The sequence below is a fragment of the Variovorax sp. P2_H12 genome, assembly GCF_056403395.1.
Genome location: NZ_JBFUFO010000050.1, coordinates 41,280 through 64,318, shown reverse-complemented (window position 1 = coordinate 64,318; position 23,039 = coordinate 41,280). Strand labels below are relative to the sequence as shown.

The 23,039-nt window shown below is 68.3% G+C and carries 21 protein-coding genes; 16 read left to right on the top strand and 5 right to left on the bottom strand.

Annotated elements, in window-relative coordinates:
• The 8 genes from AC1DYK_RS30365 to AC1DYK_RS30330 form a co-directional block, all read left to right on the top strand.
• Window positions 1–146 (top strand): NAD(P)(+) transhydrogenase (Re/Si-specific) subunit beta (locus AC1DYK_RS30365; RefSeq protein ID WP_478169691.1); only part of this gene is annotated, 146 nt, incomplete at its 5' end.
• A 117-nt stretch (window positions 147–263) separates the two neighbouring features.
• Window positions 264–1,943, top strand: a complete 1,680-nt coding sequence (locus AC1DYK_RS30360) for a long-chain-fatty-acid--CoA ligase (protein ID WP_478169689.1) — start codon at window positions 264–266, stop codon at window positions 1,941–1,943.
• A gap of 50 nt (window positions 1,944–1,993) precedes the next feature.
• Window positions 1,994–3,004: an ABC transporter permease subunit gene (locus tag AC1DYK_RS30355; RefSeq protein ID WP_478169688.1), complete on the top strand. Its 1,011-nt coding sequence runs from the start codon at window positions 1,994–1,996 to the stop codon at window positions 3,002–3,004.
• Window positions 3,001–3,900, top strand: coding sequence for an ABC transporter permease subunit (locus AC1DYK_RS30350; RefSeq protein ID WP_478093642.1), 900 nt, complete (start codon window positions 3,001–3,003; stop codon window positions 3,898–3,900). The genes AC1DYK_RS30355 and AC1DYK_RS30350 overlap by 4 nt, the downstream gene beginning before the upstream one ends.
• Before the next feature lie 130 nt (window positions 3,901–4,030).
• The gene (locus AC1DYK_RS30345; RefSeq protein WP_478169690.1) at window positions 4,031–5,050 is read left to right on the top strand and encodes an ABC transporter ATP-binding protein; all 1,020 of its coding nucleotides are present in this window, start codon (window positions 4,031–4,033) and stop codon (window positions 5,048–5,050) included.
• The gene (locus tag AC1DYK_RS30340) at window positions 5,047–6,048 is read left to right on the top strand and encodes a dipeptide ABC transporter ATP-binding protein (RefSeq protein ID WP_478169687.1); all 1,002 of its coding nucleotides are present in this window, start codon (window positions 5,047–5,049) and stop codon (window positions 6,046–6,048) included. Before AC1DYK_RS30345 ends, AC1DYK_RS30340 begins: the two co-directional genes overlap by 4 nt.
• A gap of 14 nt (window positions 6,049–6,062) precedes the next feature.
• Window positions 6,063–7,688 (top strand): ABC transporter substrate-binding protein, encoded by a 1,626-nt coding sequence (locus tag AC1DYK_RS30335; protein WP_478093053.1) that lies wholly within the window; start codon window positions 6,063–6,065, stop codon window positions 7,686–7,688.
• Complete coding sequence (locus AC1DYK_RS30330; RefSeq protein WP_478169686.1) at window positions 7,685–8,443, top strand: 5'-methylthioadenosine/adenosylhomocysteine nucleosidase; 759 nt, start codon at window positions 7,685–7,687, stop codon at window positions 8,441–8,443. Before AC1DYK_RS30335 ends, AC1DYK_RS30330 begins: the two co-directional genes overlap by 4 nt.
• A gap of 118 nt (window positions 8,444–8,561) precedes the next feature.
• Here the strand turns inward: AC1DYK_RS30330 and corA are convergent, their stop codons facing one another.
• A complete protein-coding gene (corA, locus tag AC1DYK_RS30325) occupies window positions 8,562–9,548 on the bottom strand; it encodes a magnesium/cobalt transporter CorA (protein WP_478169685.1) in 987 nt (328 codons plus the stop codon).
• 211 nt (window positions 9,549–9,759) lie between these two features.
• Between corA and AC1DYK_RS30320 the strand changes: the two genes are divergently transcribed.
• The 4 genes from AC1DYK_RS30320 (at window position 9,760) to hprK (ending at window position 14,078) form a co-directional block, all read left to right on the top strand.
• Window positions 9,760–11,880 carry an ATP-dependent helicase gene (locus tag AC1DYK_RS30320; RefSeq protein ID WP_478169684.1) on the top strand — a complete coding sequence of 707 codons (2,121 nt, stop codon included), beginning with the start codon at window positions 9,760–9,762 and terminating at the stop codon, window positions 11,878–11,880.
• Between the two features lie 325 nt (window positions 11,881–12,205).
• Window positions 12,206–12,535 (top strand): ribosome hibernation-promoting factor, HPF/YfiA family, encoded by a 330-nt coding sequence (gene hpf / locus AC1DYK_RS30315; RefSeq protein WP_442287578.1) that lies wholly within the window; start codon window positions 12,206–12,208, stop codon window positions 12,533–12,535.
• A gap of 90 nt (window positions 12,536–12,625) precedes the next feature.
• A complete protein-coding gene (locus tag AC1DYK_RS30310; RefSeq protein ID WP_478169683.1) occupies window positions 12,626–13,093 on the top strand; it encodes a PTS sugar transporter subunit IIA in 468 nt (155 codons plus the stop codon).
• A 28-nt stretch (window positions 13,094–13,121) separates the two neighbouring features.
• Window positions 13,122–14,078: an HPr(Ser) kinase/phosphatase gene (hprK, locus tag AC1DYK_RS30305; protein ID WP_478169682.1), complete on the top strand. Its 957-nt coding sequence runs from the start codon at window positions 13,122–13,124 to the stop codon at window positions 14,076–14,078.
• 272 nt (window positions 14,079–14,350) lie between these two features.
• On the opposite strand, the gene fur is transcribed toward hprK, so the two are convergent.
• Window positions 14,351–14,770 (bottom strand): ferric iron uptake transcriptional regulator, encoded by a 420-nt coding sequence (fur, locus tag AC1DYK_RS30300; RefSeq protein ID WP_478088027.1) that lies wholly within the window; start codon window positions 14,768–14,770, stop codon window positions 14,351–14,353.
• 87 nt (window positions 14,771–14,857) lie between these two features.
• On the opposite strand from fur, the gene AC1DYK_RS30295 reads away from it, so the two are divergent.
• The 4 genes from AC1DYK_RS30295 to AC1DYK_RS30280 all read left to right on the top strand — a co-directional run bounded on the left by AC1DYK_RS30295 (window position 14,858) and on the right by AC1DYK_RS30280 (window position 17,522).
• Window positions 14,858–15,421, top strand: a complete 564-nt coding sequence (locus tag AC1DYK_RS30295) for an outer membrane protein assembly factor BamE (RefSeq protein ID WP_478169681.1) — start codon at window positions 14,858–14,860, stop codon at window positions 15,419–15,421.
• A 103-nt stretch (window positions 15,422–15,524) separates the two neighbouring features.
• Window positions 15,525–16,325 carry a 4-hydroxy-tetrahydrodipicolinate reductase gene (gene dapB, locus AC1DYK_RS30290; protein WP_478088033.1) on the top strand — a complete coding sequence of 267 codons (801 nt, stop codon included), beginning with the start codon at window positions 15,525–15,527 and terminating at the stop codon, window positions 16,323–16,325.
• A gap of 10 nt (window positions 16,326–16,335) precedes the next feature.
• Window positions 16,336–17,034: a MotA/TolQ/ExbB proton channel family protein gene (locus AC1DYK_RS30285; RefSeq protein ID WP_478169680.1), complete on the top strand. Its 699-nt coding sequence runs from the start codon at window positions 16,336–16,338 to the stop codon at window positions 17,032–17,034.
• Window positions 17,035–17,048: 14 nt separating this feature from the next.
• The gene (locus tag AC1DYK_RS30280; protein ID WP_478169679.1) at window positions 17,049–17,522 is read left to right on the top strand and encodes an ExbD/TolR family protein; all 474 of its coding nucleotides are present in this window, start codon (window positions 17,049–17,051) and stop codon (window positions 17,520–17,522) included.
• A 108-nt stretch (window positions 17,523–17,630) separates the two neighbouring features.
• Here the strand turns inward: AC1DYK_RS30280 and AC1DYK_RS30275 are convergent, their stop codons facing one another.
• From AC1DYK_RS30275 to glgC, 3 genes are all read right to left on the bottom strand, one after another.
• Window positions 17,631–20,099, bottom strand: coding sequence for a glycogen/starch/alpha-glucan phosphorylase (locus AC1DYK_RS30275; RefSeq protein WP_478169678.1), 2,469 nt, complete (start codon window positions 20,097–20,099; stop codon window positions 17,631–17,633).
• A 28-nt stretch (window positions 20,100–20,127) separates the two neighbouring features.
• Complete coding sequence (gene glgA / locus AC1DYK_RS30270; RefSeq protein ID WP_478169677.1) at window positions 20,128–21,588, bottom strand: glycogen synthase GlgA; 1,461 nt, start codon at window positions 21,586–21,588, stop codon at window positions 20,128–20,130.
• Window positions 21,589–21,739: 151 nt separating this feature from the next.
• Window positions 21,740–23,032, bottom strand: a complete 1,293-nt coding sequence (glgC, locus tag AC1DYK_RS30265; RefSeq protein ID WP_478169676.1) for a glucose-1-phosphate adenylyltransferase — start codon at window positions 23,030–23,032, stop codon at window positions 21,740–21,742.
• Window positions 23,033–23,039 lie beyond the last annotated feature (7 nt).

Genomic DNA, 23,039 nt, shown 5'->3' with positions numbered 1-23,039 from the left:
AGGCCAAGACGGTGATCGTGAACAAGCGTTCCATGGCCGCGGGCTACGCCGGGCTGGACAACGAACTGTTCTACATGGACAAGACCATGATGGTCTTCGGCGACGCCAAGAAGGTGGTCGAGGACATGGCCAAGGCCGTCGAGTAGCTCGGCTCGCCCGCACGAAGACCACGGGCCGCGCAATGTCGCGGCCCGTGCCGCATCCGAACGTCAAGTTACGATGGCGGCAGATTTCCCAACAAGATTTCGCTCTGGAGACTCACTGTGACTGATCGCCCCTGGCTCGGCAGCTATCCGCAAGGCGTACCCGCCGACATCGATGCCTCGCGCTACGCCTCGCTGGTGGCGTTGATGCAGGAAAGCTTCACCAAGTACGCCGACCGCACGGCCTACAGCTTCATGGGCAAGGACGTGAGCTACGCCGAGGTGGACCAGCAGAGCCGCGCCTTCGCCTGCTACCTACAGGGGCTGGGCCTCGTGAAGGGCGACCGGATCGCGATCATGATGCCGAACTGCCCGCAGTACCCGATCTCGGTGGCCGGGGCGCTGCGCGCCGGGCTGATCGTGGTCAATGTCAATCCGCTCTACACGCCGCGCGAACTGGAACACCAGCTGAAGGATTCGGGCTCCACCGCCATCGTGCTGATGGAGAACTTCGGCACCACGCTGCAGCAGTGCCTGGGCGCCACGCAGGTCAAGCACATCGTGCTGGCCTCGATGGGCGACCGGCTGGGTTTCCTGAAGGGCGCGCTCGTCAACTACGTGGTGCGCAACGTCAAGAAGATGGTGCCCGCCTACAGCCTGCCGGGCGCGGTGCGCTTCAACGACGCAATCGACAAGGGTGCATCGCGCACCCTGCAGGCGCCGGCGCTCGGCCCCGACGACGTCGCGGTGCTGCAGTACACGGGCGGTACCACCGGCGTTTCCAAGGGGGCGGTGCTGCTGAACCGCAACGTGATCGCCAACGTGCTGCAGTCCGAGGCCTGGAACGAGCCGGTGATGCTGAAGGTGCCGGCCAACGAGCAGCCGACCAGCGTCTGCGCCCTGCCGCTTTATCACATCTTCGCGTTCACGGTGAACATGATGCTCAGCATGCGCACCGGCGGCAAGCTGATCCTGATCCCGAATCCGCGCGACCTCGCGGCGGTGCTGAAGGAGCTGTCGAAGCACACCTTCCACAGCTTCCCGGCGGTCAATACGCTCTTCAACGGCCTCGCGAACCATCCGGACTTCGACACCGTCAACTGGAAGAACCTCAAGGTCTCGGTCGGCGGCGGCATGGCGGTGCAGGGCGCCGTGGCCAAGCTCTGGCTCGAGAAGACCGGTTGCCCGATCTGCGAGGGCTATGGCCTTTCGGAGACCTCGCCGTCGGTCACCTGCAACCCGACCACCAGCACCGCCTACACCGCCACCATCGGCGTGCCGTTGCCGAGCACCGACGTGAAGCTGCTCGACGACGACGGCCACGAGGTGCCGCCGGGCCAGCCGGGCGAGCTCGCGGTGAAGGGCCCGCAGGTCATGGCCGGCTACTGGCAGCGGCCCGACGAGACCGCCAAGGTCATGACGCCCGACGGCTACTTCAAGACCGGCGACATCGCGATCGCCGACGATCGCGGCTACTTCAAGATCGTCGACCGCAAGAAGGACATGATCGTGGTCTCGGGTTTCAACGTGTACCCGAACGAGATCGAGGACGTGGTCGCCCAGATGCCGGGCGTGCTCGAATGCGCGGCCGTGGGCATCGTCGACGAGAAGACCGGCGAGGCCGTCAAGCTGGTGATCGTCAAGAAGGACCCGGCGCTCACCGAAGCCGATGTGCGGGCGCACTGCCGCGCCAACCTGACCGGCTACAAGCAGCCGCGGGTGATCGAGTTCCGCACCGACATGCCCAAGACGCCGGTCGGCAAGATCCTGCGCCGCGAGCTGCGCGACGCCAAGAAGTAAGGGTTCCGCCGGGGACCCGACCCGGCATCGCTCTTGCATATTGGGGATGAATGTTCAGATTCATCCTGACCCGCGCGAGCCTCCTCGTGCCGACCTTCGTCGGCATGACCTTGCTCGCGTTCTTCCTGATCCGGCTGGTGCCCGGCGACCCGATCGAGACGCTGGCCGGCGAGCGCGGCATCGACCCGGTCCGCCACGCGGCGCTCCTGAAGGAGTACGGGCTCGACAAGCCGCTCTTCACGCAGTACGGCATCTACATCGGCCGGGTGCTGCACGGCGACCTCGGCAAATCGGTGATCACCCAGGAGCCGGTGATGAGCGAGTTCCTGGCGCTGTTCCCGGCCACGGTCGAGCTGGCGCTGTGCGCCATCCTGTTCGCGCTGCTGCTCGGCATCCCGGCCGGCATCCTGGCGGCGGTCAAGCGCAATTCGCTGTTCGACCACGGCGTGATGGCGACCTCGCTGACCGGCTATTCGATGCCGATCTTCTGGTGGGGCCTGCTGCTGATCCTGTTCTTCTCGGTCCAGCTGGGCTGGACGCCGGTATCGGGCCGGATCTCGGTGCAGTACTTCATCGAGCCCGTCACCGGCTTCCTGCTGATCGATTCGCTGCTGTCGGATGAGAAGGGCGCCTTCGTCTCCGCCTTGCAGCACCTGATCCTGCCGGCGGTGGTGCTGGGCACCAACACGCTGGCCGTGATCGCGCGCATGACGCGCTCGGCCATGCTCGAAGTGCTGGGCGAGGACTACATCCGCACTGCGCGCGCCAAGGGCCTCGCGCCGCTGCGCGTGGTGGGCGTGCATGCGCTGCGCAATGCGCTGATCCCGGTGGTCACCGTGATCGGTCTGCAGGTCGGCGTGCTGTTCACCGGCGCCATCCTGACCGAGACCATCTTCTCCTGGCCCGGCGTCGGCAAGTGGCTGATCGAGGCCATCGGCCGGCGCGACTACCCGGTGCTGCAGGGCGGCATGCTGCTGCTCGGCGTCATCGTGATGCTGGTCAACGTCGGGGTCGACGTCGCCTACGGTTTCATCAACCCCCGCATCCGCCAGGCGCGATGACCGCGGCCACCGTTCCTGCCGGACCGAGCGCCGCGCCGCCAGGACCCTGGCGCGAGTTCTGGGCTTCGTTCTCGGCCAACCGCGGCGCGGTGATCGGCCTGGGCGTGATCGTGCTGCTGCTCGGGGTGGCGCTGCTGGCACCGTGGCTGGCGCCGCATGCGCCCAACCAGACCGACAGCACCGCCTTCCTGCGGCCGCCGGCCTGGCAGGCGGGCGGCACGGCGACGCACCTGCTGGGCACCGATGCGATCGGCCGCGACATCCTCTCGCGGCTCATGTTCGGGGCCCGGCTGTCGCTCTCGATCGGCGTCGCGGTGGTGGCGCTCTCGGCCGCGGTCGGCATCGCGCTGGGCCTGATCGCGGGCTTCTTCCGCGGCGTGCTGGAGATCGCGATCATGCGGCTCATGGACGTGGTGCTCACGCTGCCGAGCCTGCTGCTCGCGATCGTGATCGTCGCCATCCTCGGTCCCGGCCTGATCAACGCCATGCTGGCGGTCGCGGTCGTCGTGCTGCCGCACTACGTGCGCATCACGCGCGCCGCGGTCATCTCCGAGGTCTCGCGCGACTACGTCACGGCGGCGCGCGTGAGCGGCGCCGGTACGCTGCGGCTGATGTTCCGCGAGGTGCTGCCCAATTGCGCCGCGCCGCTGATCGTGCAGGCTTCGCTGGGCGTCTCGACCGCCATCCTCGACGCCGCCGCGCTGGGCTTCCTGGGCCTCGGCGCGCAGCCGCCGTCGCCCGAGTGGGGAACCATGCTGGCCGATGCGCGCGAGTTCGTCCTTCGGGCCTGGTGGGTCGTCACGTTCCCGGGCCTTGCAATCCTCGCGGCCGTGCTGGCGTTCAACCTGCTGGGCGACGGCTTGCGCGACGCGCTGGATCCCAAGTTGAAAAGATGAACCTCATGATCCAAGCGCTCGAAGATGCGTCTGTTCCGGAGCTGCCGCGGAACCGGCTTTGCCGGGCCGCCGGCAGCGCCCCCTCGAGGGGGGAGGCGGCTACGCGAAGCGAGCAAGCGACGGGGGTGGGCTGATGCTTCTCGACATCCGCGACCTCCATGTGGAATTCCCCACGCAGGGCGGGACGCTGCACGCCGTCGACGGCGTGAGCCTGCGCCTGGAGCAGGGCGAGGTGCTCGGCATCGTCGGCGAATCGGGCTCGGGCAAGAGCGTCACGATGATGGCGCTGATGGGCCTGATCGGCTGGCCGGGCCGCGTGCGCGCGCAGCACCTGCGCTTCGCCGGCCGCGACCTGCTCGGCCTTTCGGACAAGGCGCGGCGCGGGCTGGTCGGCAAGGACGTGGCGATGATCTTCCAGGAGCCGACGACCAGCCTCAATCCCTGCTTCACCATCGGCTGGCAGTTGATGGAAACGCTGCGCCTGCACCTGCACCTCGACAAGCGCGAGGCCAGGAGGCGCGCCACCGAACTGCTCGAGCAGGTCGGCATTCCGGCCGCCTCCACGCGCCTGGGCAGCTATCCGCACCAGCTCTCGGGCGGCATGAACCAGCGCGTGATGATCGCGATGGCGATCGCTTGCGATCCCAAGCTGCTGATCGCCGACGAGCCGACCACCGCGCTCGACGTCACGATCCAGGCCCAGATCCTCGACCTGCTGCGCAGCCTGCAGAAGGAGCGCGGGATGGGCCTGGTGCTGATCACGCACAACATGGGCGTGGTCAGCGAGATGGCACAGCGCGTGGCCGTGATGTATGCGGGCCAGGTGATGGAGGAGCGCGGCGTGGCCGAGTTGTTCGCGGCGCCGCAGCATCCCTACACCGCGGCGCTTCTGGCGGCGCTGCCGGAGCGCTCGGCGGGCGCAGGGCGGCTCGCCACCATCGCCGGCGTGGTGCCGGGCGTGCACGACCGGCCCGCCGGCTGTCTCTTCGCGCCGCGCTGCGACTACGCGACCGCGCATTCGCGTTCGGTGCGGCCCGAGCTGCGCGACTGGATGGGCGGGCAGGTGCGCTGCCACTACGCGCTCGGGGACCCGCAGCGCGACGAGGCCCTGGCGCGCGATGGCGCCCACGTCGTGGAGTTCGTGAGATGACGGAAGTCGTCGTCGAAGCCCAGGACCTGCAGCGCGTGTACCCGGTGCGCCGTGGCCTGTTCCGCGCCCCGGCGCACCTGCAGGCGGTGGGCAACATCTCGTTTCGCATCGAGCGCGGCCGCACGCTGGCGGTGGTCGGCGAATCGGGCTGCGGCAAATCCACGCTCGCGCGCATGGTGGCGCTGATCGAGAAACCCACTGCGGGGTCGCTCCACCTGGTGGGCCACGATGCGGTCGATCCGCCGCCCGAGCGCCGGCGCGAACTTCGCCAGGCGGTGCAACTGGTGTTCCAGAACCCCTACGGCTCGCTCAATCCGCGCAAGAAGATCTCCACCGTGCTCGAGGATCCGCTGGCGATCAACACCACGCTCGGCCAGGCGGAGCGCGCCACCCGGGCGCGCGACATGCTGGCCCGCGTCGGCCTGCGGCCCGAGTACGCCAACCGCTACCCGCACATGTTCTCGGGCGGCCAGCGCCAGCGCATCGCGATCGCGCGCGCGCTGATGCTCGATCCGCGGCTGCTGGTGGCCGACGAGCCGGTGTCGGCGCTGGACGTCTCGATCCAGGCCCAGGTGCTGAACCTGCTGGCCGACCTGCAGGCCGATCTGGGGCTGTCCTACCTCTTCATCTCGCACGACCTCGGCGTGGTGCGCCACATCGCGCACGAGGTGCTGGTGATGTACCTCGGCCATGCGGTCGAGCAGGGGCCCAAGGCGCGCATCTTCGCGCGGCCGCTGCATCCCTACACGCAGGCGCTGCTGGCCTCGACGCCCGGGCTCGCGGCCGAGCGCATCGTGCTCAAGGGCGAGCTGCCCTCGCCGCTGGCGCCGCCGCCGGGCTGCGTCTTCAACACGCGCTGCAGCCATGCCACCGAGCGCTGCCGCATGGAGCGGCCGTTGCCGCGGCTGCTCGACGAGCGCAGGGTGGCCTGCCACCATGCCGAGAAGTTCCTGCCTGCCGATGTGTCCCCGCCCGCGTTCGCGCGGCCTCAACCCTGAAGGAGTCGAACGACATGCCCACCACCTCCCACCTCTCGCGTCGTCTGCGCGCGGCCACGCTGCTGGCCCCGGCGGCCATCGCGCTCGCCTGCGGCGCCGCGTCGGCCAAGACGCTGGTCTTTTGCTCCGAGGGCAGTCCCGAGAACTTCTATGCGGCGGTGAACACCACGGGCACCTCCTTCGACGCCACCACGCAGGTCTACAACAACCTGGTCGAGTTCGAGCGCGGCACCACCAAGGTCCTGCCCGGCCTGGCCGAGAGCTGGACCATCTCGCCCGACGGCACCGAGTACACCTTCAAGCTGCGCCGCGGCGTGAAGTGGCACAACACGGCCAAGAGCTTCAAGCCGACGCGCGACTTCAACGCCGACGACGTCATCTTCATGATGGAGCGGCAGTGGAAGGAGAACGATCCCTACTTCAAGGTCACGAGCCCGAACCACTCCTACTTCAACGACATGGGCATGCCCAAGCTGCTGAAGTCGATCGACCGCGTCGACGACTACACCGTGAAGTTCGTGCTGAACAAGCCCGAGGCGCCGTTCCTGGCCAACCTGGCGATGCCCTACGCCGGCATCCAGTCGAAGGAATACGCGATCGCGATGCTCAAGGCCGGCACGCCCGAGAAGATCGACCAGGACCCGATCGGCACCGGCCCGTTCTACCTGGTGCAATACCAGAAGGATGCGATCGTTCGTTTCAAGGCCTTCCCGCAGTACTGGGGCGGCAAGGCCAAGATCGACGACCTGATCTTCGCGATCACGCCCGACGCCTCGGTGCGCTGGGCCAAGCTGCAGAAGGGCGAGTGCCACGTGATGCCCTACCCGAACCCGGCCGACCTCGACGCCATCCGCAAGGACCCGAGCGTGCAGGTGCTCGAGCAGGCCGGGCTCAATGTCGGCTACCTGGCCTACAACACGCAGAAGAAGCCCTTCGACGACGTGCGCGTGCGCCGCGCGCTCAACATGGCGATCAACAAGAAGGCGATCATCGACGGCGTCTACCTGACGACCGGCGTCGCCGCCAAGAACCCGATCCCGCCGACCATGTGGTCCTACAACGATGCCATCAAGGACGACCCCTACGATCCCGAGGCCGCCAAGAAGCTGCTGGCGCAGGCGGGCTATCCCGACGGCTTCACGACCGACCTGTGGGCGATGCCGGTGCAGCGGCCCTACAACCCGAATGCCAAGCGCATCGCCGAGCTGATGCAGGCCGATCTCGCGAAAGTCGGCGTCAAGGCCGAGATCAAGACCTTCGAGTGGGGCGAGTACAGGAAGCGCATGCAGGCCGGCGAGCACCAGATGGGCATGCTGGGCTGGACCGGCGACAATGGCGACCCCGACAACTTCCTCTACACCCTGCTGGGCTGCGCCTCGGCGCAATCGGCCAGCGGCAGCAACGTGGCCAAGTTCTGCTACCAGCCCTACGAGGATCTGGTCGTGAAGGCCAAGAATGTCCCCCAGCAGGCCGAGCGCGACGCGCTCTACAAGAAGGCGCAGGTGATCTTCAAGGAGCAGGCGCCGTGGTTCACGATCGCGCATGCGGTGCAGCTGAAGCCGGTGCGCAAGGAGGTGGTCGACTTCAAGCTCAGTCCCTTCGGCCGCCACACGTTCTATGGAGTCGATATCAAGCAATGACGATCGCCGTGGTCGCCGCGATGCACGAGGAGCTCAGTGCACTGCTCGCGCAGATGCCCGACGAGCAGCGCGTGCACGTGGCGGGGCGGGACTTCTGGGTCGGGCACCTGCGCGGGCAGCCGGTGGTCGCGGTGCTGTCGCGCATCGGCAAGGTGGCGGCGGCCCTCACGGCCACGGTGCTGCTCGAGCGCTTCAAGGTCCGCGCGATCGTCTTCACCGGCGTCGCCGGCGGGCTGGCGCCGGGCGTCCGGGTGGGCGACGTGGTGGTCGCCACCAGGCTGCTCCAGCACGACCTCGACGCCTCGCCGATCTTCCCGAGGTACGAGGTGCCGCTGACCGGCCACGCCCGTTTCGCGGTCGACACCGCGATCGGCGATTCGCTCGCGGCGGTGGCCGCCGAGATGCTGCGCGACCCGGTTGGCCTGCTGGGGCCGCAGGTGGTCGAGGACTTCGGCCTGGCCGCGCCGACGGTGCATCGCGGCTTGCTGGTGAGCGGCGACCGCTTCGTCTCGACCGCAGCCGAAAGCGCCGTGCTTCGCCGCGACCTGCCCGACGCGCTGGCGGTCGAGATGGAGGGCGCCGCGGTGGCCCAGGTGTGCCACGACTACGGCGTGCCCTTCGCCGCGGTGCGCACCATTTCCGATCGCGCCGACGATGCGGCGCATGGCGACTTCACGCGCTTCGTCTCGGCGGTCGCGAGCCGCTACAGCCTGGCGCTGGTCGATGCCTGGCTGGCGACGCTGCCGCCGCCATAAGAACCAGGCCCGCCCAGGCCACTTTGTTCGGGGCACCCGCGGAACCGGCTCTGCCGGGCCGCTGGGTGCGCCCCTTGAGGGGGAGGCGGCTACACGAAGTGAGCAGGCAACGGGGTGGTCACTTCAACCAGCCGCGCCGGCGGAAGTACCACATCGGGACCAGCGCGCTGGCGATCATCAGCACGATCGCGAAGCCGTAGCCATAGCCCCAGTCGAGCTCGGGCATGAACTTGAAGTTCATGCCGTACACGCTCGCGATCAGGGTCGGCGGCAGCAGCGCCACGCTGGCGACCGAGAAGATCTTGATGGTCTTGTTCTGGTTGATGTTGATGAAGCCGACGGTCGCGGCCATCAGGAAGTTGATCTTCTCGAACAGGAAGGCCGTGTGGTTGTCGAGCGACTCGATGTCGCGCAGGATCTGCCGCGCCTCCTCGAACTGCTCGGCATTCAGCATGCGGCTGCGCATCATGAAGCTGACGGCACGGCGCGTGTCCATCACGTTGCGGCGGATGCGCCCGTTCAAGTCCTCCTGGCGCGCGATCAGGCCGAGCACCTCGCCGGCCAGCTCGTCGCTGACGTTGCCCGACAGCACCTTCTTGCCTGCGGATTCGAGCTCGTCATAGATGTTCTCGAGCGTGTCGGCCGAGTACTCGGCATCGGCGTCGAACAGCTTCAGCAGGACTTCCTTGGCGTCTTCGATCAGCCCCGGCGCCCGCCGCGCGCGCATGCGCAGCAGGCGGAACACCGGCACGTCCTCGTCGTGGATCGAGAACAGCACGCCGCAGCTGCGCAGCTCGGCGTTGTGCTGGTTGAGGATGAAGGCCACGCGCACCGAGCGCGGGTTCTCGTCGTCGTCGATCAGGAAGTCGCTGCGGATGTGCAGTTCGCCGTTGTCTTCCTCGTAGAAGCGAGCCGATTCCTCGATGTCCTCGTCCATCGCGTCTTCGGGGATCGACAGGCCGTAGTACTGCTTGATCCAGCGCTTTTCCTCGACCGTGGGCGATTCGAGATCGACCCAGATCGGCTGGAACTTGGAAAGCTCTTCGAGGGCCTCGATCTCTTCCTGGACGAGGCGGCCGTTGGCAAGCGTGAAGATGTTGAGCATGGGCTCACTCCCGTGAAATGTCTGGCGGTTGGGCGAGGGGTGTGGGCGCTTTCAATTCCCTCGCCGACGACGCGTCAGAGGGGAAGTGAAAGCTGCCGAGACGGGTCGATTTCCATGCGGGAGTCTCCGGTTGCAGCGAGGCGCGATTATGTCATCCGGGCCGTGACGGCGCCGCCCTGAGGCTGGACGGACATACAGTACAGTTGCGGCGATGCAGCGCGTTGAGACACCCACTTCCCCCGGCGCCACGAGCCAGGCCGAACGGCTCGCGGAGGCGCTCGCGAAGCTCAACGACGCGCAGCGCGCCGCGGTGCTGCACGGCGTCGACGCCGCGCTCGACCCCGCGCAGCAGGACCCGCGGCCGCTGCTCGTGATCGCCGGCGCGGGCTCGGGCAAGACCAGCACGCTCGCGCACCGCGTGGCGCACTTGATCGCCGGCGGCGCCGACCCGCAGCGCATCCTGCTCCTGACCTTCTCGCGCCGCGCCGCGCAGGAGATGGAGCGCCGCGCGGGCCAGGTTCTGATGCGCGTGCTGGGGCTGGCTTCGCAGACGCCGCCGGCGCTGCCCTGGGCCGGCACTTTCCACGGCATCGGCGCACGGCTGCTGCGCGAGTACGCGGCGCAGATCGGCCTCGGCGAGAACTTCACCATCCACGACCGCGGCGATGCCGAGGACCTGATGGGGCTGGTGCGCCACGACATCGGCCTGTCCTCCATGGCCCGGCGCTTTCCGCAGAAGGGAACCTGCCTCTCGATCTATTCGCGCACCGTCAACACCTGTGCGCCGCTGGCCCGGGTGCTGAAGGAAGCCTTTCCCTGGTGCGCCGAATGGGAGGGCGAACTGAAGAATCTGTTCGGCGCCTATGTAGCGGCCAAGCAGCAGCAGCAGGTGCTCGACTACGACGACCTGCTGCTGTACTGGGAAGGCATGGTGGCCGAGCCCGCGCTGGCCGCCCAGATCGGCGCGCGCTTCGACCACGTGTTGGTCGACGAATACCAGGACACCAACCTGTTGCAAGCCGCCATCCTGCGCGCTCTCAAGCCCGATGGCCGCGGCCTGACGGTGGTGGGTGACGACGCCCAGTCGATCTATTCCTTCCGCGGCGCGACGGTTCGCAATATCCTCGATTTCCCGCAGCAGTTCGACCGGCCCGCGCGCGTCGTCACGCTGGAGCGCAACTACCGCTCGACGCAGCCGATCCTCGATGTGTCGAACGCCGTGATCGCGGCCGCCGCCGAACGCCATGCCAAGACCCTCTGGACCGACAAGCCCTCGGCCGGACGGCCGCAGCTGGTGCTGGTGCCCGACGAGGCCCAGCAGGCGCGCTTCGTCGCCGAACGCGTGCTCGCGCACCGCGAAGGCGGCCTGGCGCTGAAGTCGCAGGCGGTGCTGTTCCGCACCTCGAGCCACAGCGCCGCGCTCGAGCTGGAACTGGCGCGGCGCAACATTCCTTTCGTGAAGTACGGCGGCCTCAAGTTCCTCGAGGCCGCCCACGTGAAGGACCTGCTCGCGGTGCTGCGCTTCGCGCAGAACCCGCGTGGCCGAATGGCCGGCTTTCGCGTCACGCAGATGATCCCGGGTATCGGCCCGGTCACCTCGACGCGCCTGCTCGATGCGATGGCCGAGGCCGCCGATCCCGGCGCTGCGGTGCAGGCCTTCGTGCCGCCGGCCGCGGCGCAGGTCGAATGGGCCCGCTTCGCAGCCATCTACGCCGCCCTGCGCGATCCCGCGCTCGCTTGGCCGGCCGACATGGATCTCGCGCTGCAGTGGTATGTCCCGCATCTGGAGCGCCTGCACGACGATGCCGGCCTGCGCCGCGGCGATGTCGAGCAACTCGCGCGGCTGGCCGCCGGCTATGCCTCGCGCGAGCGCTTCCTGACCGAACTCACGCTGGATCCGCCCGAGGCCACCAGCGACCGGCCCGGACCGCCGCTGCTCGACGAGGACTACCTGATCCTCTCGACCATCCATTCGGCCAAGGGGCAGGAGTGGAGCTCGGTCCACGTGCTGAACGTGGTCGACGGCTGCATCCCGGCCGACGTGGCGCAGGGCGCCCTCGAACTCGAGGAGGAGCGCCGGCTGCTCTATGTCGCGATGACCCGCGCCCGCGACCACCTGCACCTGCTGGTGCCGCAGCGCTTCTACGTCACGCAGCAGGCGGTGCGCGGCGACCGCCACCTCTATGCCGGCCGCACGCGCTTCATCACCGCGGCCGATGCCGAGCTTTTCGAACGCCAGACCTGGCCGCCGCCGCCCGAGCGCGCGCCGCACGTGCCGCCGCCGGCCGCCACGATCGACCTCCTGAGCCGGATGCGGGCCAGCTGGCGCTGACCGGAAGCCCTTCAACTCGCGGGGTCGCTGGCGTTTGGGGCGGACCTGGGTTTGCTTCCAGTCGATCGGCTGCGGCTGCGTGCCCCGGGGCTTGCAAGCTATCAAATCGATAGCGTCTGACAAAGTTCCCTTGATCTGGCGCAGAGCCCTGGCACAGAGGGATTGCAATTCGATGACAGCATGGGCATAGTGAACCGAACCCTCTCGCTTCCCCCCTCTTTTCTTCTCGTCCCTTCCCCTCATCCCCCTCTCGTTTCCCCCGGCTACGCCTTTGTTTCCAGAGGCGCGGCTATTTCCCCCAACCGTCAATTCCAGGAGGTCATTCATGAATCTGACGATCAGCGGTCATCACCTCGACGTCACACCTGCTTTGCGCAACTACGTTACGAGCAAGCTGGACCGGATCACCCGGCATTTCGACCAGGTGGTCGATGTCAAGGTGATTCTCACGGTGGAAAAGCAGAAGGAAAAGGAGCGCCGGCAACGGGCCGAGTGCAATATCCACGTCAAGGGCAACGACATGTTCGCGGAATCGAGCCACGCTGATCTCTATGCTGCCGTCGACGACCTGGTCGACAAGCTCGACCGGCAGGTCGTGCGCCACAAGGATCGCCTGCAGGATCACCACCACGAAGCACCCAAGCGCGTGATGTAGTTCCGCTGTTCGGGCAAATACTCTTGCGGGCCGCCTTCGGGCGGCCCTTTGCTTTTTGTGGGGTGGGTGCATAATCGCCCCCGCCCCAACATGAACCGACTCGCGTCCATCCTGCCGCCCGCTCAAGTGCTCGTGAGCGTCGACGCCACTAGCAAGAAGCGTGCTTTCGAAGAAGCAGGGCTCCTGTTCGAGAACCTGCACGGTCTCGGGCGCGCCCTGATTACCGACAGCCTGTTTGCGCGCGAGCGCCTGGGCTCCACCGGCCTCGGCCACGGCGTGGCCATCCCGCACGGCCGCATCAAGGGCCTCAAGTCGCCGATGGCCGCGGTGTTCCAGCTCGCCAACCCGATCGGCTTCGATGCCCCGGACGAACAACCCGTGGTGCTCCTCATCTTCCTGCTCGTGCCGGAAGCTGCGACCCAGAAGCATCTGGAGATACTGTCGGAAATCGCCGAACTGCTCAGCGATGCTGGCCTGCGCGAGCAGATCAAGTCGAGCACGGATGCGGCGGCCCTGCACGCCCTGATCGCCGGATGGCAATCCGCACAGGTGGCCTGAAGCTCATCGGCGCCGGGCGGTTTCGGAGATGAAGCCGACCGTCATCAGCGCCGATGCGATGTTCGAGGAATTCCGCGGCTCGCTGCGCTGGGAGTGGCTCGCGGGCCTGGGGGCCTCGGAGCGGCAGTTCGACCCCGACGTCATCAGCCGGGCCCAGTCGGCCGCCGACCTGGTCGGCTATCTCAACTACATCCATCCCTACCGCGTGCAGATCCTGGGCGCCCGCGAGGTTGCCTACCTGATGCGCGGTACGCCGCAGGATTGCGCCCGGCGCATCGCGCGGATCGTCACGCTGGAGCCGCCGATGCTGGTGCTGGCCGACGGCCAGGTGGCACCCGACGAGCTGCTGTCGATCTGCGAGCGGGCCCAGCTGCCGCTGTTCGCCACCCGCGAATCCTCGGCCTTCGTGATCGACCTGCTGCGTGCTTACCTTTCGAAGCACTTCGCCGAGCGGACCTCGATGCACGGCGTCTTCATGGACATCCTGGGCCTGGGCGTGATGATCACGGGCGAATCAGGGCTCGGCAAGAGCGAGCTCGGCCTGGAGCTGATCTCGCGCGGCAACGGCCTGGTGGCCGACGACGCGGTCGACCTCTACCGCATCAACCAGACCACGCTGGAAGGCCGCTGCCCCGAACTGCTGCAGAACCTGCTCGAAGTGCGCGGCATCGGCTTGCTCGACATCCGGGCGATCTTCGGCGAGACCGCGGTGCGCCGGAAGATGCGGCTCAAGCTGATCGTGCACCTGGTGCGGCGCGACAGTTTCGAACGCGACTACGAGCGCATGCCTTCGGCGCCGCTGACGCAGGACGTGCTGGGCATCCCGGTGCGCAAGGTGATCATCCAGGTGGTCGCCGGCCGCAACATCGCGGTGCTGGTCGAGGCTGCGGTGCGCAACTCGATCCTGCAGCTGCGCGGCATCGACACCTATGCCGATTTCGTGGCGCGCCACCACAAGGCCATGGAAAGCGCAAGAGACGATTAGCTCGCCCCCAGGTCGGGCTCACTTCGTTTAGCCCTCCCACCCCCTACCGGGGGCAACACCAGCGGCCCGGCGAAGCCGGTTCCGCGGTGTTTCACCAACGGGCCTGGCTGCGCCGGCCGGGGAAAGAAGAAGAGGCGCGGTGCTTGTTCTGCGGCGGCGCGAAGCGCACGCCTGTTCGTGGGCAGTCGCGGAACCGGCTTCGCCGGGCCGCTGACTGCGCCCCCAGCAGGGGGGTGGGCGCCCGGACACGAAGTGCCGGGCAACCTGGGGGGTTACCTCTTGTTCACGCAGGCGGCGCAGAGGCCGTAGAGGGACATTGCGTGGTCCTGCAGGATCCAGCCCTTGTCCTTGGCGATCATCTGCTGGCGGCGTTCGATCTCGGCGTCGTAGAACTCCTCGACCTTGCCGCAGGAGGTGCACACCAGGTGGTCGTGGTGCTTGCCCTCGTTGAGTTCGTAGACCGCCTTGCCGCTCTCGAAGTGGCTGCGCTCGAGGATGCCGGCCTGCTCGAACTGCGTCAGCACGCGGTACACGGTGGCCAGGCCGATGTCGGAATGGTCGTTCAGCAGCACGCGGAAGACGTCTTCCGCCGTCATGTGGCGCTGGCTGCCGTTCTGGAAGATCTCGAGGATCTTCAGACGCGGCAGGGTGGCCTTGAGGCCGGTGTTCTTCAATTCGTCGATGTTGCCCATGGGTCGTTCCTCCGCCGGCCTGGCGGGAGAGGCCCGCCGGGGGCCAGCCGCTACAATGATTCGATCATATCGCCCAACCCTTTCCCCATGCCTGCCATTCCACAACGCCGCCATTGGCTGCTCGTTGGCGCCGTCGCAGTGACCTTCGGTCTCGGCGCCTGCAGCAGCGTCGGTGACAGTGCGCGCGGCGCCCTCACCGCCGTGACACCCTACAAGGTCGAGGTGGTCCAGGGCAATTTCGTGTCCAAGGAGCAGGTCGCGGCGCTCAAGCCCGGCATGTCGCGCCAGCAGGTGCGCGAAGTCCTGGGTACCTCGCTGCTGACCGACGTTTTCCATTCCAATCGCTGGGATTACGTGTTCACGATCCGGCGCCAGGGCGTCGAGGCCCAGCAGCGCCGCCTGACCCTGTATTTCAACGGCGAGGTGCTCGAGCGCTTCGAAGGCGACCCGATGCCGAGCGAGGAAGAGTTCGTCGCCCAACTCGACAGCCGCAAGCGCCACGGCTCGGTGCCGGCGCTCGAGGCGACCGAAGACCAGCTCAAGAAATTCGACCCGCCCAAGGAAAAACCGGTGGACGGCGAACCGGCCGCCGCGACGCAGCCGCTGCCGCCGCTGCCGGCTGCCTACCCGCCGCTCGAATCGACGCGCTGAACGGGCGCCCCGGCCGGAACGTCCGGCCCGCTCGTTCTTTCCCGTTTTCCCGCATTCCCAGAGGCTGAAACGCGTGACCGACTCCTCCGTTCCTACTCCCCCCCTGCGGCGCATCGCGATCGCGGGCGCTTCCGGACGCATGGGCCACATCCTGATCGAGGCCGTGCGCGAGGCCCAGGACTGCCGGTTGGCTGGCGCGCTCGATGTCGCCGGCAGCGATGCGATCGGCCGCGACGCGGCCGCCTTCCTCGGCTTCACGAGCGGTGTGCCGATCGTGTCCGAACTGCGCACGGGCCTGGCGGATGCGCAGGTGCTGATCGACTTCACGCGGCCCGAAGGCACCCTGGCGCACCTGGCCGTCTGCCGTGAACTCGGCGTGCAGATGGTGATCGGCACCACCGGCTTCAGCGATGCGCAGAAGGCCGAGATCGCCGACGCCGCCCGCGACATCGCGATCATGATGGCGCCCAACATGAGCGTCGGCGTCAACGTCACCTTCAAGTTGCTCGAAATGGCGGCCAAGGCGCTGTCCACCGGCTACGACATCGAGATCATCGAGGCCCACCACCGCCACAAGGTCGATGCGCCTTCGGGCACGGCGCTCAAGATGGGCGAAGTGATCGCCGACGCGCTGGGCCGCGACCTCAAGGCATGCGCGGTCTTTGCCCGCGAAGGCATCACCGGCGAGCGCGACCCGTCGACCATCGGCTTCTCCGCCATCCGCGGCGGCGACATCGTGGGCGACCACACGGTGCTCTTTGCCGGCACCGGCGAGCGCATCGAGATCACCCACAAGTCGGCCAGCCGCGTGACCTACGCGCAGGGCAGCCTGCGCGCGGTGCGCTTCCTGGCCGGGCAGCAAGCCGGCCTGTTCGACATGTTCGACGTGCTGGGCCTGCGCTGACGCCCTCGAAATGAGCGTCCTGGCGCTGCTCACGCACGGCGACGGCGTCAGTCGCTCGGTCGCGGCCCTGCTGTTCGCCATGTCGGTGTCGAGCTGGGTCGTGATCCTCTGGAAAGCCTGGCTGCTGCGCGGCGGTACGCGCGACGTGGTGCGCGGCATCGCGGCCTTCTGGCAGTCGGCCTCGCTCCAGGATGCGGAAGCGCGCCTGCAGCCCTTCGATCGCGCCGCGCTGGTGCTGCCGGCGGTGCGTGCGGTCAACAAGCTGGCCCTGCAGGCCGAAAGTTCGACGCTGGGCGGCAAGGTCGACCGTACGCAGCGTCTCACGCGGGTGCTGCGCGACGCGCTCCATGCGGCGTTGCGGCGGCTGCAGGCCGGCCAGATCCTGCTGGCCACGGTCGGCGCCACCGCCCCCTTCGTCGGGCTGCTCGGCACGGTCTGGGGCATCTACGGCGCGCTGGTGGGCATCGCGGCCGAAACGGGCGGTTTCACCATCGACAAGGTCGCCGGCCCGGTCGGCGAGGCGCTGATCATGACCGCCTTCGGCCTGGCGGTCGCCATTCCCGCCGTGCTGGCCTACAACGTCTTCGGCCGCGTGGTCGGCCGCATCGAGGCCGAACTCGAGGGTTTCGCCCACGACCTGCTCGGCATGCTCGGCGAGCCCGCACCGCGCGAGGCGCCGCTGCCGCCGGCGCGGCCGATGCCTGCGTAGCGCCGGAGCCCGGCATGGCCTTCGGTCGCACCTCGCTCGGAAGCACCGCCAGCGGAGGGCGCTCGACCGGCGCCGGCGGCCAGCGTCCGCTGTCCGACATCAACGTCACGCCGCTGGTCGACGTGATGCTGGTGCTGCTGGTGATCTTCATCATCACCGCGCCGCTGATGGCGAGCTCGATCAAGCTCGACCTGCCGCGCACCGACGCCGGCCAGGCCAACGACACGTCCAGGTTCGTCAGCCTCGTGGTCGATGCGGCGGGCAAGGTCTACCTGAACGACCAGCCGGTCACGAACGACGAACTCGCCGCCGCCCTGTCGAAGGCCGCCGCCGACAGCCGAGACACCGAGGTCCAGTTGCGCGCCGACCAGAGCGTGCCTTACGGCCGCGTGGTCGAGCTGATGGGCATCGCGAACAAGGCCGGCCTCAGCCGCATCGGCTTCGTCACGGAGGCACCCCCTTCGGGCTCAGATCCCGGCCGGCGATAGCCGGGCCCTCTCGTGGAACACCGCGGAACCGGCTCCGCCGGGCCGCTGGTGTTGCCCCCGGTAGGGGGTGGGCGGGCTACACGAAGTGAGCCCAACCTGGGGGCGAGCTCACAGACTCACTGGCCGGGTGCGCCATATTTCGTGGGCGTACTGCGCGATCGTGCGGTCCGACGAGAAGGCGCCCATGCCCGCCACATTGAGGATCGCCATCCGTGTCCAGGCATCGGCGTCGCGGTACAGCGCATCGACCTGGTCCTGCGCGGCGACATAGCCCGCATAGTCGGCCAGCAGCAGGTAGTGATCGCCCCAGCTCACCAGGGCGTCGAAGATCTGCTGGTAGCGCGACGGCTCGCCGGGCGAGAACAGGCCGTCGCGGATGCAGTCGAGGGTGCGCTGCAGTTCCGGGTCGGCCTCGTAGAACTGCTGCGGCTGGTAGCCGCTGGCGCGGATGTCGGCGACCTCGGGCGTGGTGTTGCCGAAGATGAAGAAGTTTTCCGGTCCGACCGCCTCGCGCATCTCGACGTTGGCGCCGTCGAGCGTGCCGATGGTCAGCGCGCCGTTGAGCGCGAACTTCATGTTGCCGGTGCCCGAGGCCTCGGTGCCGGCGGTGGAGATCTGTTCCGACAGGTCGGCCGCCGGCATGATCATCTCGGCCAGGCTCACGCTGTAGTTCGGCACGAACACCACCTTCAGCAGCTTGCCGACGCGCTCGTCGCCGTTGATCACCTGGGCCACGTCGTTGATCAGCCGGATCACCAGCTTGGCCATCTGGTAGGCCGAGGCCGCCTTGCCGGCGAACACCACCACGCGCGGCACGTGGCCCGCATCCGGCGCCGCGAGGATGCGGTGGTAGCGCGTCACCACGTGCAGCACGTTGAGCAACTGGCGCTTGTACTCGTGCATGCGCTTGACCTGGACGTCGAACAGCGCGTCGGCGTCGACGTCGATGCGCAGGTGCTCGCCGATCCAGTTGGCCAGCCGCAGCTTGTTCTCGCGCTTGGCGTGGCGGAAGGCGCGCACGAAGGCCGGCTGCTGCGCCATCGGCCGCAGCGCTTCGAGCTGCGTGAGATCGCGCCGCCACCCGCGGCCGATGCGCGTGTCGAGCAGGCTGGCCAGTGGCGGATTGGCCTGCGCCAGCCAGCGGCGCGGCGTGACCCCGTTGGTCTTGTTGTTGAAGCGCTCGGGAAAGAGCTTGTTGAAGTCGGCAAAGATCGATTGCTTCATGAGCTCCGAATGCAGCCCCGAGACGCCGTTGACCGAGTGGCTGGCGAGCACCGCCACGTAGGCCATGCGCACCCGCCGCTCGCCCGATTCGTCGATCAGCGAGAGCCGCCGCAGCAGCTCGACGTCGTGCCCGTGCGCCTGGGTCACGCCGGCGAGAAAGCGCGCGTTCATGTCGAACAGGATCTGCAGGTGGCGCGGCAGGATGCGCCCGAACATCTCGACCGGCCAGGTCTCGAGCGCCTCGTGCATCAGCGTGTGGTTGGTGTAGCTGAAGACCTTCTGCGTGTGGGCCCAGGCGGTGTCCCAGGGCAGGCCGTGCTCGTCGATCAGCAGGCGCATCAGCTCGGGCACCGCCAGCACCGGATGGGTGTCGTTGAGGTGGATGCTGACCTGCTCGGGCAGGTCGTCGAAGCCGGTGTGGTTGCGCAGGTAGCGGCGCAGCAGGTCCTGCACGCTGGCGCTGACGAAGAAGTACTCCTGGTGCAGCCGCAGCTCGCGGCCCGAGGGCGTGGAGTCGTCGGGGTAGAGCACGCGCGAGACGTTTTCCGAGTGGTTCTTGCTCTCCACCGCCTCCATGTAGTTGCCGCGGTTGAAGGCCGACAGGTCGATCTCCTCGGTGGCCCGCGCCGACCACAGGCGCAGCGTGTTGGTGGCCTGGGTGCCATAGCCCGGGATGATGGTGTCGTAGGCCACCGCCAGCACGTCGTGGGTGTCGATCCAGTTGGCGGCGCCATAGGGCGCGCCCTTGCCGTCGCGCCGCTGCACGTGGCCGCCGAAGCGCACGCGGTAGGTGACTTCGGGTCGCTGGAACTCCCACGGGTTGCCGCGCGTGAGCCAGTAGTCGGGCGTCTCCACCTGCTGGCCGTCGACGATGCGCTGGCGGAACATGCCGTACTCGTAGCGGATGCCGTAGCCCAGGCCCGGCACGCCGAGCGTGGCCATCGAGTCGAGGAAGCAGGCCGCGAGCCGGCCGAGGCCGCCGTTGCCCAGGGCGGCGTCGGGCTCGCGCTCGGCCAGCGCCTCGATGTCGACGCCGAAGTCGGCCAGTGCCTCTCTGACGGTGTCCTGCAACTCCAGCGCCAGCAGCGCGTTGGTGAAGGTGCGCCCGATCAGGAATTCCATCGACAGGTAGTAGACGCGCTTGAGCCGCTGCGCGTAGATCGCGCGGGTGGTCGCCATCCAGCGCTCCACCACCTGGTCGCGCACCGCCAGCGCGGTCGCGTGCAGCCAGTCGTCGAGGCTGGCCGCGACCGGGTCCTTACCAACCGCATAGATCAGCTTGTTGGCGACCGCGCGCTTGAAGGCCGCGACGTCGCGATCGGGATGGTCGTACTTGAAGTCTTCGAGGGTCATGGGAGGGTGGGGCGTGGGTGGAGCGGCATCAGGTCAGGGTTTCGGCGTAGACGGCGAGGTAGCGCGCGGCGGCGCTGCCCCAGTCGGCCGGGCGGCCCATCGCGCTGGTGCGCACCGCGCGCCAGTCGGACGGCCGCCGGTAGAGCGCGAAGGCGCGGCGGACCGCGCGGGCGTAGCTGTCGGCGTCGAAGTCCTCGAACGAGAAACCGGTGGCTGTGCCGTCGGCCATGTCCTCCAGCGTGGCGTCGACCACCGTGTCGGCCAGCCCGCCGACCCGGTGCACCAGCGGCAGGCTGCCGTACTTGAGGCCGTACATCTGGGTCAGGCCGCAGGGCTCGAACAACGAGGGCACCAGCGTGACGTCGCCGGCGCCGAACAGGCGGTGCGCCAGCGCCTCGTCGTAGCCCAGGGAGACGCTGACCGACCGCGGCGCGGCCGCCGCGCGCTCGCGCAAGGCCGCCTCCAGCCAGGCGTCGCCGCTCCCGAGCAGGGCCAGTTGGCCGCCCTGCGCCAGCAGCGCGTCGAGGCCGTCGAGCACCAGGTGCAGGCCCTTCTGCTCGGTCAACCGGCTCACCACCACGAACAGCGGCGCGTCGGCCAGCGGCGCCAGGCCCAGCTCTTCCTGCAGCGCCGCCTTGCAACGGGCCTTGCCGGCCGGCCGCTGCAGGTCGTAGCGGTGCGGGATCAGGGCGTCCGTGGCCGGGTTCCAGACCTGGTCGTCGACGGCGTTGAGGATGCCGGACAGCACGCCGGAGCGGCTGCGCAGCAGGCCGTCGAGCCCGCAGCCCTGCTCGGGGGTCTGGATCTCGCGGGCGTAGGTCGGGCTCACGGTCGTCAGGCGATCGGCGAAGCATAGGCCGCCTTTCATGAACGAGAGCTGGCCGTGGTATTCGAGCCCGTCGATCGAGAAGGCCGCCGCCGGCAGGCCGAGTTCGGCGAAATGGGAGGCCGCGAACAGTCCCTGGTAGGCCAGGTTGTGGACCGTGAACACGCTGCCGACGCGCGGGCCGCCGGTGGGCGGCGCGAAGGCCATGTAGGCCGGCGCCAGTGCGGCGTGCCAGTCGTGCGCATGCACGATCTCGGGCTGCCAGGCGGCGTCGAGCCCGTGGGCGAGCTGCGCGGCGACCCAGCCCAGCAGCGCGAAGCGCCGGTGGTTGTCGGCGTAGGGCTGGTGGCGCGGGTCCTCATAGGGATTGCCGGCGCGGTCGTAGAGCGACGGCGCGTCGATCAGGTAGGCGGGGAGGTCCGGCGCGCCGGGGGTCGCGATTCGGCCGAGCAGCAGCTGTGCATGCTCGCCCCAGGGCGCCCTGAACCCGGCCACCGGCACCGCGTCGGCGATGCCGGCCACGATCGCCGGAAAGCCCGGCAGCAGCACCCGCGCGTCCTGGCCGGCCGCCTTCAGTGCCAGCGGCATCGCGCCCGCGATGTCGGCCAGCCCGCCGGTCTTGAGCAGGGGAAAGAGTTCGGCGCTGACCTGGAGGATCTTCATTCATGCCCTTGTTCGATGCACGCCGCCACTCGCGGGCGAAGCGGAGCCTGTTCGTGAAACACCGCGGAACCGGCTCTGCCGGGCCGCAGGTGTTGCCCCCGGCCGGGGGGTGGCGAAGCGACACGAAGTGCGCGAAGACTGGGGGCGAGCTTCATTGCAGGCGCTTGAGCATCTCGCGCGTCACGAGGACCACGCCGCCCTCGGTACGCTCGAAGCGCGCAGCGTCGGCCGCCGGGTCCTCGCCGATCACCATCTCATCGGGGAGCACGCAGGCGCGGTCGATCACCACCCGGTGGAGCCGGCAGCCGCGGCCGATCTCCACGTCCGGCAGCAGCACCGCCTCGTTGATCTCGCAGAAGGAATGCACCCGCACGCCCGAGAACAGCACGGAGCTGCTGACCTTGGAGCCCGACACGATGCAGCCGCCCGAGACGATGGTGTTGACCGTCATGCCGTGCTTGCCGTCGCGGTCGAGCACGAACTTGGCCGGCGGCAGCTGCCGCTGGTAGGTCCAGATGGGCCAGTCGGTGTCATAGATGTCGAGCTCCGGGGTGATCGAGGCCAGGTCCAGGTTGGCTGCCCAGAATGCATCAATCGTGCCCACGTCGCGCCAGTAGGCGTGGGCGTCTCCGCCGCCGCGTCGGGCCCGGGTCACGCAGGACATCGCGAAGGGATGCGCCAGCGCGCGGCCTTCGGCCACCGCGCGCGGGATGATGTCCTTGCCGAAATCGTGGCTGGAGTGGGGGTTGGCGCTGTCCTCCTCGAGCAGCCGGTAGAGGTACTCGGAGTCGAAGACGTAGATGCCCATGCTGGCCAGCGCGATGTCGGGATTCCCGGGCATGGCCGGCGGATCGGCGGGCTTTTCGAGAAAGGCGGTGATCTGGCGCTCGTCGTCGATCGCCATCACGCCGAAGGCCGTGGCCTCCATTCGCGGCACCTCGATGCAGCCGACCGTGCAGCCGCGGCCGCTGGCCACGTGGTCGGTCAGCATGATCGAGTAGTCCATCTTGTAGACATGGTCGCCGGCCAGCACCACCACATAGTCGTGCGGCGTCGAGCGGGTCTGGATGATGTCGAGGTTCTGGTAGACGGCATCGGCCGTGCCGCGGTACCAGTGCTCGTCGCCGACCCGCTGCTGGGCCGGCAGCACGTCGACCATCTCGTTGAGTTCGGCGCGCAGGAAGCTCCAGCCACGCTGCAGGTGGCGCATCAGCGAATGCGATTTGTATTGCGTCACGACCGCCATGCGCCGGATGCCGGAGTTCAGGCAGTTGGAGAGCGCGAAATCGATGATGCGGAACTTGCCGCCGAAATAGACCGCCGGTTTGGCGCGGCGGTCGGTGAGCTGCTTGAGCCGGGAGCCGCGTCCGCCCGCCAGCACCAGGGCGATGGTGCGGCGCACGAGTTGATGGGCCTGCAGGGTCGGTTGCGAGGTGTCCGCCATCTTGAGC